Annotated in this window: 15 protein-coding genes; 11 read left to right on the plus strand and 4 right to left on the minus strand. The window is 73.6% G+C overall.

The features are described 5' to 3' along the window. Nucleotides 1-14 precede the first annotated feature (14 nt). Nucleotides 15-800, minus strand: coding sequence for a maleylpyruvate isomerase family mycothiol-dependent enzyme (locus BLT72_RS00545; RefSeq protein WP_091408645.1), 786 nt, complete (start codon nucleotides 798-800; stop codon nucleotides 15-17). A 125-nt stretch (nucleotides 801-925) separates the two neighbouring features. Here BLT72_RS00545 and BLT72_RS00550 point away from each other — a divergent pair, with 125 nt between their 5' ends. Beyond that, nucleotides 926-2,209 (plus strand): alpha-amylase family glycosyl hydrolase, encoded by a 1,284-nt coding sequence (locus tag BLT72_RS00550; RefSeq protein WP_091416356.1) that lies wholly within the window; start codon nucleotides 926-928, stop codon nucleotides 2,207-2,209. A gap of 17 nt (nucleotides 2,210-2,226) precedes the next feature. On the opposite strand, the gene BLT72_RS00555 is transcribed toward BLT72_RS00550, so the two are convergent. Together BLT72_RS00555 and BLT72_RS00560 are read right to left on the minus strand one after the other, a co-directional pair. Next, complete coding sequence (locus tag BLT72_RS00555; protein WP_091408649.1) at nucleotides 2,227-3,321, minus strand: alpha/beta hydrolase family protein; 1,095 nt, start codon at nucleotides 3,319-3,321, stop codon at nucleotides 2,227-2,229. Continuing rightward, nucleotides 3,318-3,770 carry a (deoxy)nucleoside triphosphate pyrophosphohydrolase gene (locus tag BLT72_RS00560; RefSeq protein ID WP_091408653.1) on the minus strand — a complete coding sequence of 151 codons (453 nt, stop codon included), beginning with the start codon at nucleotides 3,768-3,770 and terminating at the stop codon, nucleotides 3,318-3,320. Before BLT72_RS00560 ends, BLT72_RS00555 begins: the two co-directional genes overlap by 4 nt. 253 nt (nucleotides 3,771-4,023) lie before the next feature. Between BLT72_RS00560 and BLT72_RS00565 the strand changes: the two genes are divergently transcribed. Further along, nucleotides 4,024-5,547 carry an MDR family MFS transporter gene (locus BLT72_RS00565; protein ID WP_091408656.1) on the plus strand — a complete coding sequence of 508 codons (1,524 nt, stop codon included), beginning with the start codon at nucleotides 4,024-4,026 and terminating at the stop codon, nucleotides 5,545-5,547. A 22-nt stretch (nucleotides 5,548-5,569) separates the two neighbouring features. Here the strand turns inward: BLT72_RS00565 and BLT72_RS00570 are convergent, their stop codons facing one another. Then, on the minus strand, nucleotides 5,570-6,616 hold the full coding sequence (locus BLT72_RS00570; protein WP_172825998.1) for a LacI family DNA-binding transcriptional regulator: 1,047 nt from the start codon (nucleotides 6,614-6,616) through the stop codon (nucleotides 5,570-5,572). Nucleotides 6,617-6,803: 187 nt separating this feature from the next. On the opposite strand from BLT72_RS00570, the gene BLT72_RS00575 reads away from it, so the two are divergent. The 9 genes from BLT72_RS00575 to BLT72_RS00615 all read left to right on the plus strand — a co-directional run bounded on the left by BLT72_RS00575 (nucleotide 6,804) and on the right by BLT72_RS00615 (nucleotide 14,652). Next, nucleotides 6,804-8,102, plus strand: coding sequence for an ABC transporter substrate-binding protein (locus BLT72_RS00575; protein ID WP_157720204.1), 1,299 nt, complete (start codon nucleotides 6,804-6,806; stop codon nucleotides 8,100-8,102). 31 nt (nucleotides 8,103-8,133) lie between these two features. Then, entirely contained in the window at nucleotides 8,134-9,024 is an 891-nt protein-coding gene (locus tag BLT72_RS00580) for a carbohydrate ABC transporter permease (RefSeq protein ID WP_157720205.1), read from the plus strand. Beyond that, nucleotides 9,024-9,929 carry a carbohydrate ABC transporter permease gene (locus tag BLT72_RS00585; protein ID WP_091408670.1) on the plus strand — a complete coding sequence of 302 codons (906 nt, stop codon included), beginning with the start codon at nucleotides 9,024-9,026 and terminating at the stop codon, nucleotides 9,927-9,929. The genes BLT72_RS00580 and BLT72_RS00585 overlap by 1 nt, the downstream gene beginning before the upstream one ends. A gap of 72 nt (nucleotides 9,930-10,001) precedes the next feature. Then, complete coding sequence (locus BLT72_RS00590; protein WP_091408673.1) at nucleotides 10,002-11,060, plus strand: zinc-dependent alcohol dehydrogenase; 1,059 nt, start codon at nucleotides 10,002-10,004, stop codon at nucleotides 11,058-11,060. Next, on the plus strand, nucleotides 11,057-11,851 hold the full coding sequence (locus BLT72_RS00595) for a sugar phosphate isomerase/epimerase family protein (RefSeq protein WP_231930240.1): 795 nt from the start codon (nucleotides 11,057-11,059) through the stop codon (nucleotides 11,849-11,851). The genes BLT72_RS00590 and BLT72_RS00595 overlap by 4 nt, the downstream gene beginning before the upstream one ends. Nucleotides 11,852-11,937: 86 nt before the next feature. Next, nucleotides 11,938-12,681 carry an SDR family oxidoreductase gene (locus tag BLT72_RS00600; protein ID WP_091408676.1) on the plus strand — a complete coding sequence of 248 codons (744 nt, stop codon included), beginning with the start codon at nucleotides 11,938-11,940 and terminating at the stop codon, nucleotides 12,679-12,681. A gap of 128 nt (nucleotides 12,682-12,809) precedes the next feature. After that, nucleotides 12,810-13,715: a hypothetical protein gene (locus tag BLT72_RS00605; RefSeq protein WP_091408680.1), complete on the plus strand. Its 906-nt coding sequence runs from the start codon at nucleotides 12,810-12,812 to the stop codon at nucleotides 13,713-13,715. A 27-nt stretch (nucleotides 13,716-13,742) separates the two neighbouring features. Next, the gene (locus BLT72_RS00610; protein WP_231930241.1) at nucleotides 13,743-14,321 is read left to right on the plus strand and encodes a DedA family protein; all 579 of its coding nucleotides are present in this window, start codon (nucleotides 13,743-13,745) and stop codon (nucleotides 14,319-14,321) included. Further along, entirely contained in the window at nucleotides 14,245-14,652 is a 408-nt protein-coding gene (locus BLT72_RS00615) for a VOC family protein (protein ID WP_231930242.1), read from the plus strand. The genes BLT72_RS00610 and BLT72_RS00615 overlap by 77 nt, the downstream gene beginning before the upstream one ends. The last annotated feature ends 6 nt before the right edge of the window (nucleotides 14,653-14,658 follow it).

The raw sequence follows: 14,658 nt of genomic DNA on the forward strand, positions 1-14,658 counted from the left end.
CGGGCCCCGGGCGCTCAGAAGCCGGGGAAGACCGCCCGCAGGTCGGCCAGCCGGCAGCCCTCGACCTGCACCTGGTCGGCGTGGGCGTCGTCGAGGCGGCCGTAGACCAGCCGGATGAACGCCTCGGCCGGCAGCGTCGCCGTGGCCGGGGCGTCCCCGGGGCCCACCGTAAGCCGGGGCCCGTCGCCGTCGGCCTCCAGCACGAAGGCCGCCTCGGGACCGGTGGTGCGGATCGCCACCCGCAGCGGGACCTCGCTGCGCTGGCCGGCGCGGGACACCAGCTCGTCGAGCCCGGTCAGCAGGAGCGCCGTCGCGTCCGGCGCCAGGCGGGCGGCGGGGTCGCGGGCCACCAGGACGTCCCAGGTGTGGACGGCGTGCTCGCTCAGCCGCAGCAGCAGCAGGCCCAGCAGGTCCTGGCGGCCGTTGAACATGTCGACGGCGAAGGCGCCGCGCTGGGCGTCCGTCAGCCCGCCGAGCCGCTCCAGCAGGGCGGCGTTGGCGGCCACGGCGTCGGCGGCCTGGTCGTGGGGCGCCTTGGCGTTCCAGGTGGTCCAGATCGCGTCGAGCTCCTCGAACTCCGGCGCCTCCCGGCGGCCGAGGCCGGCGTCCAGGCTCAGCCCGGTGATCGCGGCTCCCGAGCCCAGGTGGGACAGGACGTCGGCGACGGTCCAGCCGGCGTCGTAGGACGGGCCGGTGAGCTCCTCGTCCGCGAGCACGGAGACGGCGGCGGCCAGACGGTCCTGGGAGCGGTGCAGCGCAGCTTCGACCTCGGCGAGGGTCGGGGTGGGCGGTGTGGTCACGGGGCGACCCTACGTCCGCCCCGACGGCCGTCCCGAGGGTCGGACCGGGGCGCTGCGGCGTCGCCCCGGGGTACCTCTGCGATGCTGGGAGACCGGTCCCGGCAGGTGCGAGGAGAGTGGTGTCGATGAGTGCGTGGGTGGAGCACGTGATCTGGTGGCAGGTCTTCCCGCTCGGCTTCGTCGGCGCCGACAAGGAGCTGGCCGGCGCCCGGCCCGCCCCCCACCAGCTGTCGCGGCTGCAGGGCTGGCTGGACCACCTGGTGGCCCTCGGCGCCAACGGGCTCGCCCTCGGCCCGGTGTTCACCTCGCGCACGCACGGCTACGACACGACCGACTACCTCGAGATCGACCCCCGCCTCGGTGACGGGACCGACTTCGACGCCCTCGTGGCCGCCTGCCGCGAGCGCGGGATCCGGGTGCTGCTGGACGGCGTCTTCAACCACGCCGGGCGGGACTTCCCGCCCGTCCGGGCGGCGCTGGAGGGCGGCGCGGGCTCCGAGGCCGGCCGCTGGATCCGCTGGAGCGACGGCCACCCCTACTACTTCGAGGGCCACGACCAGCTGGTGGCGCTCGACCACGGTTCCGTCGAGGTGCAGGACCACGTCGTCGAGGTGATGACCTCCTGGCTGGAGCGCGGGATCGACGGCTGGCGGCTCGACGCGGCCTACGCCGTGCCGCCGGAGTTCTGGGCCGCGGTGCTGCCGCGGGTCCGGGAGCGCTTCCCCGACGCGTGGTTCGTCGGCGAGATGATCCACGGCGACTACCAGGACTACGTGCACCGTTCGGGCCTGGACTCGATCACGCAGTACGAGCTGTGGAAGGCGGTCTGGTCCTCGCTGCGGGAGCGGAACTTCTTCGAGCTCGAGTGGACGCTCGGTCGGCACCGAGACCTGGTGGCGGACCTGCTGCCGCTGACCTTCGTGGGCAACCACGACGTGACCCGGATCGCCACCCAGGTCGCCGACCCGCGGCACGTCGCGCACGCCGTCGCCCTGCTCTTCTTCCTGCCCGGCGTGCCCAGCGTCTACTACGGCGACGAGTACGGGCTGCGCGCCCTCAAGGAGGACCGGGCCGGCGGCGACGACGCCATCCGGCCCGAGATGCCGGGCGCCCCGTCCGAGGTGGCCGACGCCGACGCCGGGACCTGGTCGGTCTACCAGCGGATGATCGGCCTGCGCCGCCGGCACCCGTGGCTCACCCGGGCCGAGACCGCCACCTCCGGGGTGGCCAACGAGCAGCTGCGGGTGCACGCGTGGTCCGCCGCCGACGGGGGCCGGCTGACCCTGGCCCTCAACCTGGGGGACGCGCCCTCCCCGCTGCCCGAGGGTGCCGGCGCGGTGCTCGAGGCCGGCGCCCCCGTGCTGGCCGGGGCCGTCGCCCCGCACAGCTGGGCGGTCGTCGAGGGTTGAGCCGACCCGTCCGTCCCTCAGTCCAGGTGCTCGGCGAAGAAGGCCGCGGTGCGCTCGATCGAGGTCTGCCACCGACCCTCGAAGGTGTGGCCCTCGCCGGCGTACATCCGCAGGGTGACGTCGACGCCCTCGGCCTCGAGGGCCCGGACGGTCGCCCGCGCCCAGCGGGGCGGGCAGGTGTCGTCCTCGGTGCCGTGGTGCACCAGCACCGGTTCGGTGACCCGGTCGAACGCGGACCGGGCCGAGGCCGCCCGCCAGAACGCGGGGCTGTCGTCGGGCAGGCCGTAGGTGCGGTCGATCCGCCGGTTGGTCGCGGCCCGGTCGCCGTCGCCACGGTAGAACTGCTCCCAGTTCTCCGCGGCCAGCGAGCTGGTGGAGGCGTAGACCACGGCCGCGTCGACCAGCCCGGGCTGGGCCGCCAGCGCCCGCAGCGTCACCTCCCCGCCCATCGACCGGCCGAGCCAGCCGACGCGGTCGGCGTCGAGGTACCGCAGCCCCGACGACTTCACCGCCTTGACGGCGTTGATGGTGTCGACGGTGTAGGGCAGCCGGAGCTGGTGGTCGACGTCGTCGTCGCGGTCGGAGCCGGCGTGGTCGCGGTAGTCGGTGTGCAGCACGACGTAGCCCTGCCGGGCCAGGAAGTCCATCTCGCGCGGCATGCCCTGGCCCGGGAAGTACGTCCGCGGGTCGATGTAGCCGTGGTTCAGCACCAGGACCGGGAACGGTCCCTTCCCGTCCGGCACCGCCATGACGCCGGAGATCGTCAGGCCGTCCCCGCGGTAGCTGACGAGGAACCGCTCGTAGGGACCGACGTCGCCGAGCGAGCGGCCCACCCGCAGGTCGCGCCCGTCGTAGCGGCGCTCGGCCAGAGCGGCCATCGAGATGGGGTGCGGTCTCGGCGTCGGCTCCGGCCGCGGCGTGGGGGTGGCCGGCGGGGTGCGCGGGGTGGGGGAGGGGGTGCCCGCCGGTGCTGCGGAGGGCGACGCGCCGGCGGGGCCGCCGGAGGCGGGAGCGCTCGACGACGTGACCGGGGCCGGGGCGCTGCCCGGCTCGGTCGTGCAGGCCGTCACGGCCAGCAGCAGGACCGCCAGCGCGCCGAGCGTGCGTCTCATGGGCCGAGTCTGCCCTCCGCCGCGGTCCGGCGGGCGGCGAGCGCGGCCGCGATCCGGGCGACGAGGGGCCGGTCCGGGTCGAGCCAGGCCAGGTCGGCCACGTCGGCGGCCGTGGTCCAGCAGAGCGCGTCGTGGGCCACACCGGCCTGCGGCTCCCCGGTGGTCAGCTCGCACCACCACGCCCGCAGGACGAGCCCCGGCGTCAGCGGCCAGGTCCCGCCGTCGTCGGGCAGCAGCTCCGCGCCCAGCCGCACCTCGACACCGAGCTCCTCGGCCAGCTCGCGGTGCAGCGCGTCCTCGGGCCGCTCCCCGGGCTCGACCTTGCCGCCCGGCAGCTCCCAGCGGCCGGCCAGCGCCGGCGGGGCCGTCCGGCGGGCGGCCAGCACCCGCGACGGCCGGTCCAGACGGTCGACGAGGATCGCGCCGACGACCAGGCGGGGGAGCTCCACCCCGCCACGCTAGTCGGCGGAACAGATCGGTCCCGGCCGGTGTTCACGCTGCCGTCGTGCGGTGGCGCAAAGCGCTTGCCCGGTCGCGGCCGGTGCTCCTAGCGTGGCCCGGTCCCCGCCCGGGCCACCCGCCGATGAGTTCGACCGCCGGCCGGGGTCGGAGGGGTGGCGGTCCGCAGGGTGGCAGACCAGGCGGACGACCCCGGCACCGGCGCCGGCACACGAAGGCAGCGACGACGAGAACGGGTGGGCCATGACGGCGATCGACAGAACCACGGAGACCGGGGCCGGCGACCGGACCGGTGACGGCCGGGGCGAGCGGCTGCCGGCCGCGCACCGGACCGTGATCATGACCCTGCTGGTGGCGACCTTCGTGGTCATCCTCAACGAGACGATCATGGGCGTCGCGCTGCCGCACCTGATGAGCGACCTCGGGGTCAGCGCGTCGACCGTGCAGTGGCTGTCGACGGCCTTCCTGCTCACCATGGGCGTGGTCATCCCCACCACCGGGTTCCTGCTGCAGCGGCTGGCGACCAGGACGGTCTTCATCCTGGCGATGAGCCTCTTCTCCACCGGCACCTTGCTGGCCGCGGTCTCCCAGGGGTTCTGGATGCTGCTGGCCGCCCGGGTCGTGCAGGCCTCCGGCACGGCGATCATGCTGCCGCTGCTGATGACGACGATCCTGACGCTGGTGCCCGTCGCCCGCCGCGGCCTCGTGATGGGCAACGTCAGCATCGCCATCTCGGTCGCGCCGGCCATCGGCCCGACGGTCTCGGGCATCATCCTGCAGTACCTGTCCTGGCGCTTCATGTTCGTGATCGTGCTGCCCATCGCCCTCGCGGCGCTGGTCCTCGGCGCGCGGCTGCTCGGCAACGTCAGCGAGCCGGGCCGGCAGCGGCTGGACGTCGTGTCGGTGCTGCTGTCGGTGCCGGCGTTCGGCGGCCTGGTCTACGGCCTCAGCCGGCTGGGCGAGAGCAGCGGCGAGGGCCTGAGCACGGCGCTCGTGTTCCTGGCCGTCGGCGTCCTGTGCCTGGTGGCCTTCGGCTGGCGGCAGCTGCGGCTGGCCCGCGGCGGCGACCCGCTGCTGGACCTGCGCGCCTTCCGCTTCCCGATGTTCAGCGTCAGCCTCACCATGCTCTGCATCGCCATGGTGGCGCTGTTCGGCGTGATCATCCTGCTGCCGATCTACCTGCAGAACGTCCGCGGCCTCGACTCCCTGCAGACCGGCCTGCTGCTCCTGCCGGGCGGCCTGCTGATGGGTCTGCTGGGCCCGGTCGTCGGCCGGCTGTTCGACCGCTGGGGTCCCCGGGGCCTGTCGACCTTCGGGTCGCTGCTGCTGGTGGCGACGCTGTGGCGGCTCAGCACGGTCGACGCCGGCACCCCGGTCTGGCTGCTGGTGGGCTACCACCTGGTGATGTCGCTGGGGCTGGCCTGCCTGTTCACCCCGGCCTTCACCACCGCGCTGAACCCGCTCCCGCCGTCGCTGTACTCGCACGGCAGCGCGATCCTCTCCACCCTCCAGCAGGTCGCCGGCGCCGCCGGCACCGCGCTGCTGGTCGGCATCATGGCCGGCCGGAGCGCGTCGCTGGCCGCGAGCGGCACCTCCGCCGTCGCCGCGCAGACCGAGGGTCTGCAGAGCGCCTTCACGGTGGCCATGGTGGTCGGTCTCGGCGCCGTGGCGTGCGCGCTGTTCCTGCGCAACGACCGGCCCGCCGGCGCCGTCGAGCAGGGCGGCGAGCAGGGGGCCGGCACGGCGGACGCCGCCCGGGCGCACTGACCACCGGTCCGCCGGCGGGGGCTCAGCTCCCGCCGGTGGACTGCCGCACGACCAGCCGGTGGGGGACGACGTACTGCCGCCCCGGCGTCCGGTCGCCGTCGATCCGGCGGAGCAGGGCGTCCAGCGTCAGGTCGGCCAGTGCGGGCAGGTCCGGGGCGACGGTGGTCAGGCTGGGCGTCACGTACTCGCCGTCGACGATGTTGTCCCAGCCCAGCACGGCCACGTCGTCGGGCACCCGCCGGCCGTGCCGCTGGAGGGCCCGGACGGCGCCGATCGCCATCAGGTCGCTGGCGCAGACGAGGGCGTCGACGTCCGGTGCGCGGGCCAGCACCTCCTGCACGCCGGCATCGCCCGACTCCCGGGTGAAGCGGACGCCCGGCGCGATCCCGCCGGCCGGCGGCCGCAGGCCGGACGCGGCCAGCGCGGCCGCGTAGCCGCCCCGCCGGACCTCGCCCAGCGCGCCCGGCTGACCCGGCTGGGCCCCCAGGAACCCGATCCGTCGACGGCCCTGCGCCACCAGGTGCTGCACGGCGTCGGCCGCGGAGCCGACGTTGTCGATGGCCACGTAGTCGGCGGTGCTGTCCGGCAGGAACTGGCCCAGCAGGACCATCGCGACGTCGTGGCTGCGCGCCGCCAGGTGCTCGGGGTTGAGGGCGAAGGGGCTGAAGATGACCCCGTCGATCCCGTGGCCGGGGTAGCCGTTGGCCGCCTCCAGCTCCTGCTCCACCCGCCCGGACGTCTCGTCGATCAGCAGCCGGAGCCCCCGGGGGGTGGCCGCGGTGATCAGCGCGTGCGCCAGCCCGCCCAGGTAGGGCTCGTCGATCCGCGGCACCACCAGGGTGATCAGGTTGCTGCGACCGCTCTGCAGCTGACGGCCGGCCCGGGACGGCCGGTAGTCCAGCGCCGCGATCGCCGCCAGCACCCGGTCCCGGGTCTCCTGCTTCACGTAGGGCCGCTCGTGGACGACGTTGGTCACGGTCTTGAGCGAGACCCCGGCCATCGCCGCGACGTCCTTGATGCGGGCCGGCCGACCGGCTCCGGGGCGGTGCGCGGCAGGCGATCCGGTCACGGGCATACGACGTTCATACCCGAGTCCTTGACAATCCGACAGGTTCGGCGCGATCGTCTTCTAACGTTAGAACCTGCGCGACCACGGAGCCCGCCGACGCACCCAGGGGCGGCGCCTCCGCGTCCTGGTCGCGCCCCGCCGCACCCTCCTCTCGCACGCCCTCCACACCTCTGACAAGGAAGTCACCGTGGCTGCACGCAGACCTCTGCTCCTGCTCGTCCCCGCCCTCGCGCTCACCCTGACCGCCTGCTTCGGCGGATCGCCCGCCGCCGAGGAGTCCACCGCCCCGCAGGTGTCCAGCGGACCGGTCGAGATCCGGTACCTCATCGGTCAGCCCGAGGACGCGGCCGACCTGAAGCTGATCAAGGAGGACATCGCCGCGTTCGAGGCCCAGAGCGGTGGCATCACCGTCAAGCTCGACGTGCTGCCCAGCGAGAGCATCCGCACCGTGCTGCAGACCCAGCTCCGCTCGGGCAACGCGCCCGACGTCTTCGGCTACGACACCGGCCCCGGCTTCGCCGGCGCGCTGGCCAAGGCCGGCCTGGTGCACGACCTCACCGGCGCCTACGCGAAGTACCAGTGGCCGGTGTACGACTTCGCCAAGCAGCGCGTCACCTTCGACGGCAAGCTCGTCGGCATCCCGAGCCAGATGGAGGAGGTCGGGCTGTTCTACAACAAGGACCTCTTCGAGGAGAACGGGATCGCGGAGCCGCAGAACCTCGGCGACCTGATGGCCGGCGCCGCCAAGCTCAAGGAGGCGGGGGTCATCCCGATCGGCGTCAACGACAAGGACGGCTGGCAGGGCGGCCACCTGCTGAGCATGTCGTTGTCCAGCGAGGTCGGCAGCGAGGGCATGGACAAGCTGCTGTCGGGGGAGACGCCGTGGGACGACCCCAGCGTGGTCAACGCCCTCAAGGTGTGGTCGGACATGGCGCAGCAGGGCCTGCTGACCCCCTCGCCCACGGCGGTCAACTACGACAACGGCAACGCCCTGTTCTACTCCGGCAAGGCCGCGATCAACCCGACCGGCAGCTGGCTCGCCCTGGACATCGAGCGCAACGTGAAGTTCGACGTCGGCTTCATCCCCTTCCCGTCCTCCAGCGGACCGGGCATCTTCAGCGGCGGCCTGGGGTCGGGCACCTTCATCGCGGCCAGCAGCAAGAAGATCGACGCCGCCGAGAAGTTCCTCGACTACGGGATGACCGCCGAGCACGGCCGCTGGGCGGTGGAGAACCTGCAGGACATCCCCGCCTTCCCGGTCGACACCGCGGGCGTCAAGGCGTCCCCGCTGTTCACCCAGATCCTGGCCGACACCGCCAAGATCGCCGAGGGGACCGGCGACTTCGGCTACAACATCGACGTCCTCACCAACGACACGTTCAACAACGCGATGTGGAAGGGCATGCAGGGCCTGCTCACCGACCAGACCACCCCGGAGAAGGTCGCCGCGCAGCTGCAGAAGAACTACAAGAAGCCGGCCAGCTGAGGTGGCGACCCTGGTCTCCCACGCCCCGGCGGTGACCAGGAGGGCCCAGCGCCGGCTGGGCGTCCTCCTGGTGATCCCGGTGGCGGTGCTCACCGTCGCGTTCTTCCTGCTCCCGCTGGGGAACGCGCTGGTCTACTCCGTCGTCGACTTCGACGGGGTCAGCTCGAACCCGCCCTTCGTCGGCCTCGCGAACTTCCGCGAGATGTTCGCCGACGACGAGGTCTGGCACGCGCTGTCCAACAACGCGATCTGGATCGTGATCGGCACGATCGCGCCCATCACGATCGGTCTGCTGCTGGCCCTGCTGCTGTGGGGGGTGGAGCGCGGCAGCGTGCTCTACCGGCTCTGCTTCTTCCTGCCCGTCGTGCTGCCGGGGGTGGCCATCGGCATCGTCTGGGGCTGGATCTACGACCCGGTCCAGGGGCTGCTCAACCAGCTCCTCGCCGCCGTCGGGCTGGGGTCGCTGGCCCGCGGCTGGCTGGGTGACCCCGACTGGGCGCTCTACGCCGTCCTGGTGACCGCGATCTGGGGGGCGACCGGGTTCGCCGTGGTCATCTTCGTCTCGGCCCTGCGCAACGTCGACGTCGAGCTGGTGGACGCCAGCCGGATCGACGGGGCCGCGGCACCGGCCCGGCTCTGGTACGTGATCCTGCCGCAGATCATGCCGGTGTTCCTGATGGTGCTGACCCTCACCCTGGTGGGCGGCTTCAGCGTGTTCGACATCATCTTCATCATGACCGGCGGCGGGCCGGCCGACGCCACCAACGTCATCGGCACCTACGCCTACGCGCAGGCCTTCCAGATGAGCCGGATCGGCTACGGGACGACGCTGGCGCTGCTGATCACCGTGCTGTCGGTGCCGTTCGCCGTGGCGATCAACCGGCTGCAGCGCAAGCTCTCGCTGCAGGGGACGGGCGCCTGATGGCCACGACGACCGAACCGGCGCCGCTGCTGCCCGCGCTCCCGCCGGCCGTGCGCGGCGCGGGGACCACCCGGGCGTCGAGCCGCCGCCGGACCGGGCTCGTGGTGCGGCACCTGGTGCTGATCGTCCTCGCGGTGACGACGATCATCCCGGTGCTGCTCGTGATCTCGACGGCCCTCAAGACCCAGGCCGAAGCCAGGGTCGACCCGTTCGGGCTCTTCACCGACTTCTCGATGGAGTCGATCGTCAGCGCCTGGACCGACGGGCAGTTCAGCGACTACCTGCTGAACAGCGTGCTGCTCTCGGTCCCCAGCACGCTGCTCATCCTCGTGATCTCCACCATGGCGGGCTACACGTTCGCCCGGCTGCCGTTCCCGGGCCGGACCGTGATCTTCTACGTCGTGGTCCTCGGGCTGCTCGTCCCGTTCTTCACGTACATGATCCCGCTGTACTTCCAGCTGCGCTCGATGGGCCTGCTGGACACGTTGACGGGCACCGTCCTCGTGCTGACCTCGACCGGTACCTCGTTCGGCACCTTCTTCATGCGGGCCTTCTTCTCCGAGCTCCCCGAGGAGCTCGAGCAGGCGGCCCGGATCGACGGCTGCTCGGAGTGGCGGATCTTCACCTCGGTGATGCTGCCGCTGGTCAGCTCCGGGATCGGCGCGCTGGCGGTCTTCACCTTCATCAGCACCTGGAACAACTTCCTCGTGCCGCTGCTCTACCTGCCCACCGGCGGCTACCGCCCCCTCACGACTGCGCTGTACGTCTTCACCGGCGGCCGCTCCGTCGACGTCGCCCCGCTCGCGGCCGGCACCTTGATCACGATCCTGCCGATCATCGTGCTCTTCGTCGTCCTGCAGAAGCAGGTGACCGCCGGCTTCATCTCCGGCGCCGTCAAGGGGTAGTCCGAGGAAGAGCCGCCCCGTCCCGACCCCCGTTCGACCATCAGCACCAGAACCCAGGAAGAGAGCCCCCGCATGCCCGCCGTCATCCGCTTCACCTCCCCGCACGAGTCCGAGGTGGTCGAGGAGCCGCTCGGTCCGCTCGGACCGGACGAGGTCCGGCTCCGCACCCTCTACTCGGGCATCTCCGCGGGCACCGAGCTGACCGCCTACCGGGGCAGCAACCCCTACCTGACGAAGCGGTGGGACGACGACGCCCGGCTGTTCGTCGACGGCTCGACCAGCTTCTCCTACCCCGTCGACGGCTGGGGCTACGAGGAGGTCGGCGAGGTCGTCGAGGTGGGGGCGGAGGCGAGCGGGCTGGCCGTGGGGGACCGGGTCTGGGGGACCTGGGGCCACCGCGCCGCCACCGTGCAGAAGGCGGAGCGCGCGGCCCAGCGGGTGCTCGACCCGGCTGCCGACCCCCGTGTCGGGATCTTCTCCCAGATCGGCGCCATCGGGCTCAACGTCGTGCTGGACGCCGACATCCACATCGGCGAGACCGTCGCCGTCTTCGGGCTCGGCGTGCCCGGCCAGATCGCCGCGCAGCTGGCCCGGCTCAACGGGGCGCGGGTGATCGGCGTCGACAACCTGCCGTCCCGGCGCGCGCTGGCGCTCGAGCTCGGGGCCGACACCGTCCTCGACGCGACGGAGGGCGGTGTCGCGGAGCGGATCCGCGACCTGACCGGGGGCCGCGGGGCGGACGTCTGCCTGGAGGTGACCGGCAGCTACCGGGCGCTGCACGAGGCCATCCGCTCGGTGGCCTACAGCTCGCGGGTCTGCGCCGCCGGCTTCATGCAGGGCGACGGGATGGGCCTGCGGCTCGGCGAGGAGTTCCACCACAACCGCGTGCAGCTCGTCTGCTCGCAGATCTCCGGCGTCGCGCCGGCCCTGCAGCACCGGTGGGACGGCTACCGGCTGGCCCGGACGGCGGTGGACCTGGCGGTGTCGGGCCGGCTGCGGCTGACCGAGCTGATCACCCACACCCTGCCGATGGCGGAGGCCCCCACGGCCTTCCGGCTGCTCGACGAGCACCCGGAGCAGGCCCTGCAGGTCGTCCTCAGCTTCGACGCCGCGCTCGAGGCGGCCGCGTGATCCGGCTGGCGGCCCAGGAGGCCACCCTGCCGGGCGCCCGGCTGGAGGAGCAGTTCCAGTTCGCCCTCGACTGCGGCTTCGACGGCATCGAGCTCTCCGGTCGGGGTGACGGCGTCTTCGGGGCGCGGGCCGCGGAGCTGCGCCGGGCCCGCGACGCCGGGGTGCAGATGTGCTCGGCGGTGATGCACACCCCGACCTTCCTCGGCAGCTTCGAGCCGGAGGCCCGGGCGACGGCGATCGCCGACCTGAAGGTGCTGCTGAGCACCATCGTCGAGGCGGGCGGGCTCGGCATCGTCAGCCCCAACGCGTTCGGGGTGTTCAGCCGCAAGCTGCCCCCGTTCACCCCGCCGCGCAGTCAGGAGGAGTCCCGCCGGCTGCTCGTCGAGGCGCTGGTCGAGCTGGGCGAGCACGCCGTCCGGGAGGGCTCGACGCTGTTCCTGGAGCCGCTCAACCGGTACGAGGACTACCTGGTCAACACCCTGGCCGACGCCGTCTCCGTCGTGGAGGAGGTCGGCTCGCCGGGGGTCGCCGTCATCGCGGACACCTACCACATGTCGATCGAGGAGGCCGACTGCGCGGCGTCCATCGAGGCGGCCGGTGCGCACATCCAGCACGTCCAGCTGGGCGACAGCAACCGGCTGGAGCCGGGCGCCGGGCACTACGACTGGCCGGCCACCCTGGCCGCGCTGGACCGGATCGGCTTCGACGGCTGGCTGGCCATGGAGTGCGGCCTCAGCGGCCCGACGGGCGACGTGCTGCCCGGCGTGGCGGAGATCCTCCGCGCCCGCTGACCCGCGTCCCGGGACCGAGGACGGTGCTGCGCCGTGCCGGGTACTCACGGCACGGCGCAGCAGGGTCCGCGTGGGAGGCTGGCGCCGTGGACGCACAGGTGGCCGTCGTGACGGGAGCGGGCAGCGGGATCGGGGCGGCGACGGCGACCGCGCTGGTCGACGCCGGCTGGCGGGTGGTGCTGGCCGGACGTCGGCCCGAGGCCCTCGCCGAGGTCGCGGCGCTCCGCCCCGAGCGGCTGCACCCCCTGGTCACCGACGTCACCGACGAGGCGTCGGTGCGGGCCCTGTTCGCCTCCACGGTCGCCGAGCACGGCCGCGTCGACCTGCTGTTCAACAACGCCGGCCGCGGCTCCTTCGAGCAGAGCCTCGACGAGATCTCGCTCGAGGACTGGCGGGCCGTCGTCGACGTCAACCTGACCGGGGCCTTCCTGTGCACCCGGGAGGCGTTCCGGGTCATGCGCGCCCAGGACCCGCGCGGCGGCCGGGTCATCAACAACGGGTCGATCTCGGCGACGACCCCGCGGCCGCGCTCCGCGCCCTACGCGGCGACGAAGCACGCGCTCACGGGGTTGACCAAGGCGACGGCGCTGGACGGCCGGCCGTTCGACATCGCCTGCGGGCAGATCGACATCGGCAACGCCGCGACCGAGCTGACCGCGCTGATGGCCGACGGCATCCTCCAGCCCGACGGCAGCCGCCGGCCGGAGCCCCGGATGGACGTCGCCGACGTCGCCCGCGCCGTGGTCTACATGGCCTCGCTGCCGCTGGCGGCCAACGTCCCGCAGATGACCGTGATGGCCACCACGATGCCCTTCCTGGGCCGGGGCTGAGAGCGGTCCGCGGCCGGCCTCCCGGGGTCCGGCCCGGGTGTACTTTCGGCTCATGATCCACCCGCAGGACCCGAGGCCGGTCACCGCCGCCGCGTGCGACGCCGACGGGTTCTGACCCCGGACCCGTCGTGCCCGCCCCCCACCCGCCGCCCCAGGACCGGCTGCCCGCCCTGCTGGCCGGCGCCGTCCCCGAGCCCGCCCGGGCCGGTCGCTGGCTGACCCGGGGCACCCTCGTCAGCGCCGTGAGCGGCTTCGGCCTGCTGGTCACCGACGCCGCCGTCGGCGCGGGGGGTGACCCGTTCGGGGCGGCCGGCGGCGTGCTCCTCGTCGCCGCGCTGGGCGCCGGCGTCGGGGCCCTCGTCGTCCGGACGAGTGCGCCCGGCTACCCGCACCTGGGCCGGTTCCGGGCCCAGTGGCAGGCCGCCGGGGCCACCCCGCACCAGCTCGCGATCCTCGACGAGGCGCACCGGCTGCGCGCCGCCACCCCGCCGGTCGGCTACCGGGACCGGCGGACGACGGTCCACCCGCTGGCCGACGCCTACGCCATCTTCACCTCACCCGCCTGGCGCGACCCCTGGCTCGCCGACCACCAGCTGCTGATCGACCCGATCGCCGAGGCCGCCGAGATCCTCGACCACCTGCACAAGGTCACGGGGCTGCTGAGCGAGGTCCGGGGTCACCGGCGGGAGCTGCCGCCGGGGTCCGCCGCGGCCCGGACCTACGCGGGCTACGAGCACGCCCTGCTCGGGGCGCTCGACGACGGCCTCCGGCGCGCCAAGGCGCTGACGGCCTACCAGGCCGAGGTGCGCCGGCTCGAGTCGGTGCTGCGGGTCTCGCGGGCGCTGCCCGAGGCGGAGGCCTTCGGCGACCGGGTCCTCGACGTCGTCTCGCAGTCGGCGCGGCACGAGCTGGCCGCGCAGCAGCTGGACGACAGCCGCGAGCAGCTGCGGATGGTGGAGCACGGGCTGCGCGAGATCACCGACCTGCTGGGCTCCGCGCCGGTCCTGCCGGCCCGCCCGCGACCCGCCGGCTGACGGGGAGCCGCTCCCTACACTGGCGAGGTGGCGTTGGACTTCCTGGCCGGCTGGCCGTACCCGCTGGCCCTCGCCACGCTGTTCGTGATCGTGCTGCTGCGCGCCGGCGCCACCTACGCGCTGGGTCGCGGGGCGCACGCCGGGGCCGAGCACTCCCGGCTGGCCCGGCTGGTCCGGCGGCCGGGGTTCCGCCGGGCCGAGCGGCTGGTCGCCCGCTGGGGCGCCCCGGTGGTGACCGTCTCGTTCCTCACCGTCGGGGTGCAGACGCTGGTCAACCTCGCGGCGGGGCTGGCCCGGATGCCCCTGCGGCGCTACCTCCCGGCCCTGGTCGTCGGCGGCGCCCTCTGGGCGTTCATCTACGCCACCGTCTCCTCCGCCGGGCTCGCCGCGTGGCGGTTGCTCTGGGAACTGTCACCGGTCGCTGCCATGGTGGTGCTCGTGGCGCTGGCTCTCGCCCTGGGGGGCTACGTCGCCTGGCAGGTCCGACGACGAGCGGAGGAACCCGATGGAGCCCCAGGAGCCGGGGAGGGTGAGCTGGCAGCTCACGATCGACGCGCACGACCCGCACGCGCAGGCCGACTTCTGGGCCGCCGCGCTGGGCGGTGAGCTGGAGGACAACTCCCAGCTGATCGCGACCGTCCTCGAGAAGGGCTGGGCGCAGGAGTCCGACACCCTGGTCCACGACGGCCGCCGCTACTGGCGCGACCTGGTCGCGGTCCGCGGGGCCGGTCCGCGGCTGCTGTTCCAGCGGGTCCCGGAGGAGAAGACGGTGAAGAACCGCCTGCACCTGGACCTGCACGTGGGCGAGGAGCGGATCCGGCCGGAGGTCCAGCGGCTGGTCGCGCTCGGCGCGCTGGAGGGCCGGGAGTGGCGGGAGGTCGGCGGCCACTGGATCGCGATGACCGACCCCGAGGGCAACGAGTTCGACGTCGAGTAGGCGCGG

The sequence above is a fragment of the Friedmanniella luteola genome, from assembly GCF_900105065.1.
Taxonomy (GTDB): domain Bacteria; phylum Actinomycetota; class Actinomycetes; order Propionibacteriales; family Propionibacteriaceae; genus Microlunatus; species Microlunatus luteolus.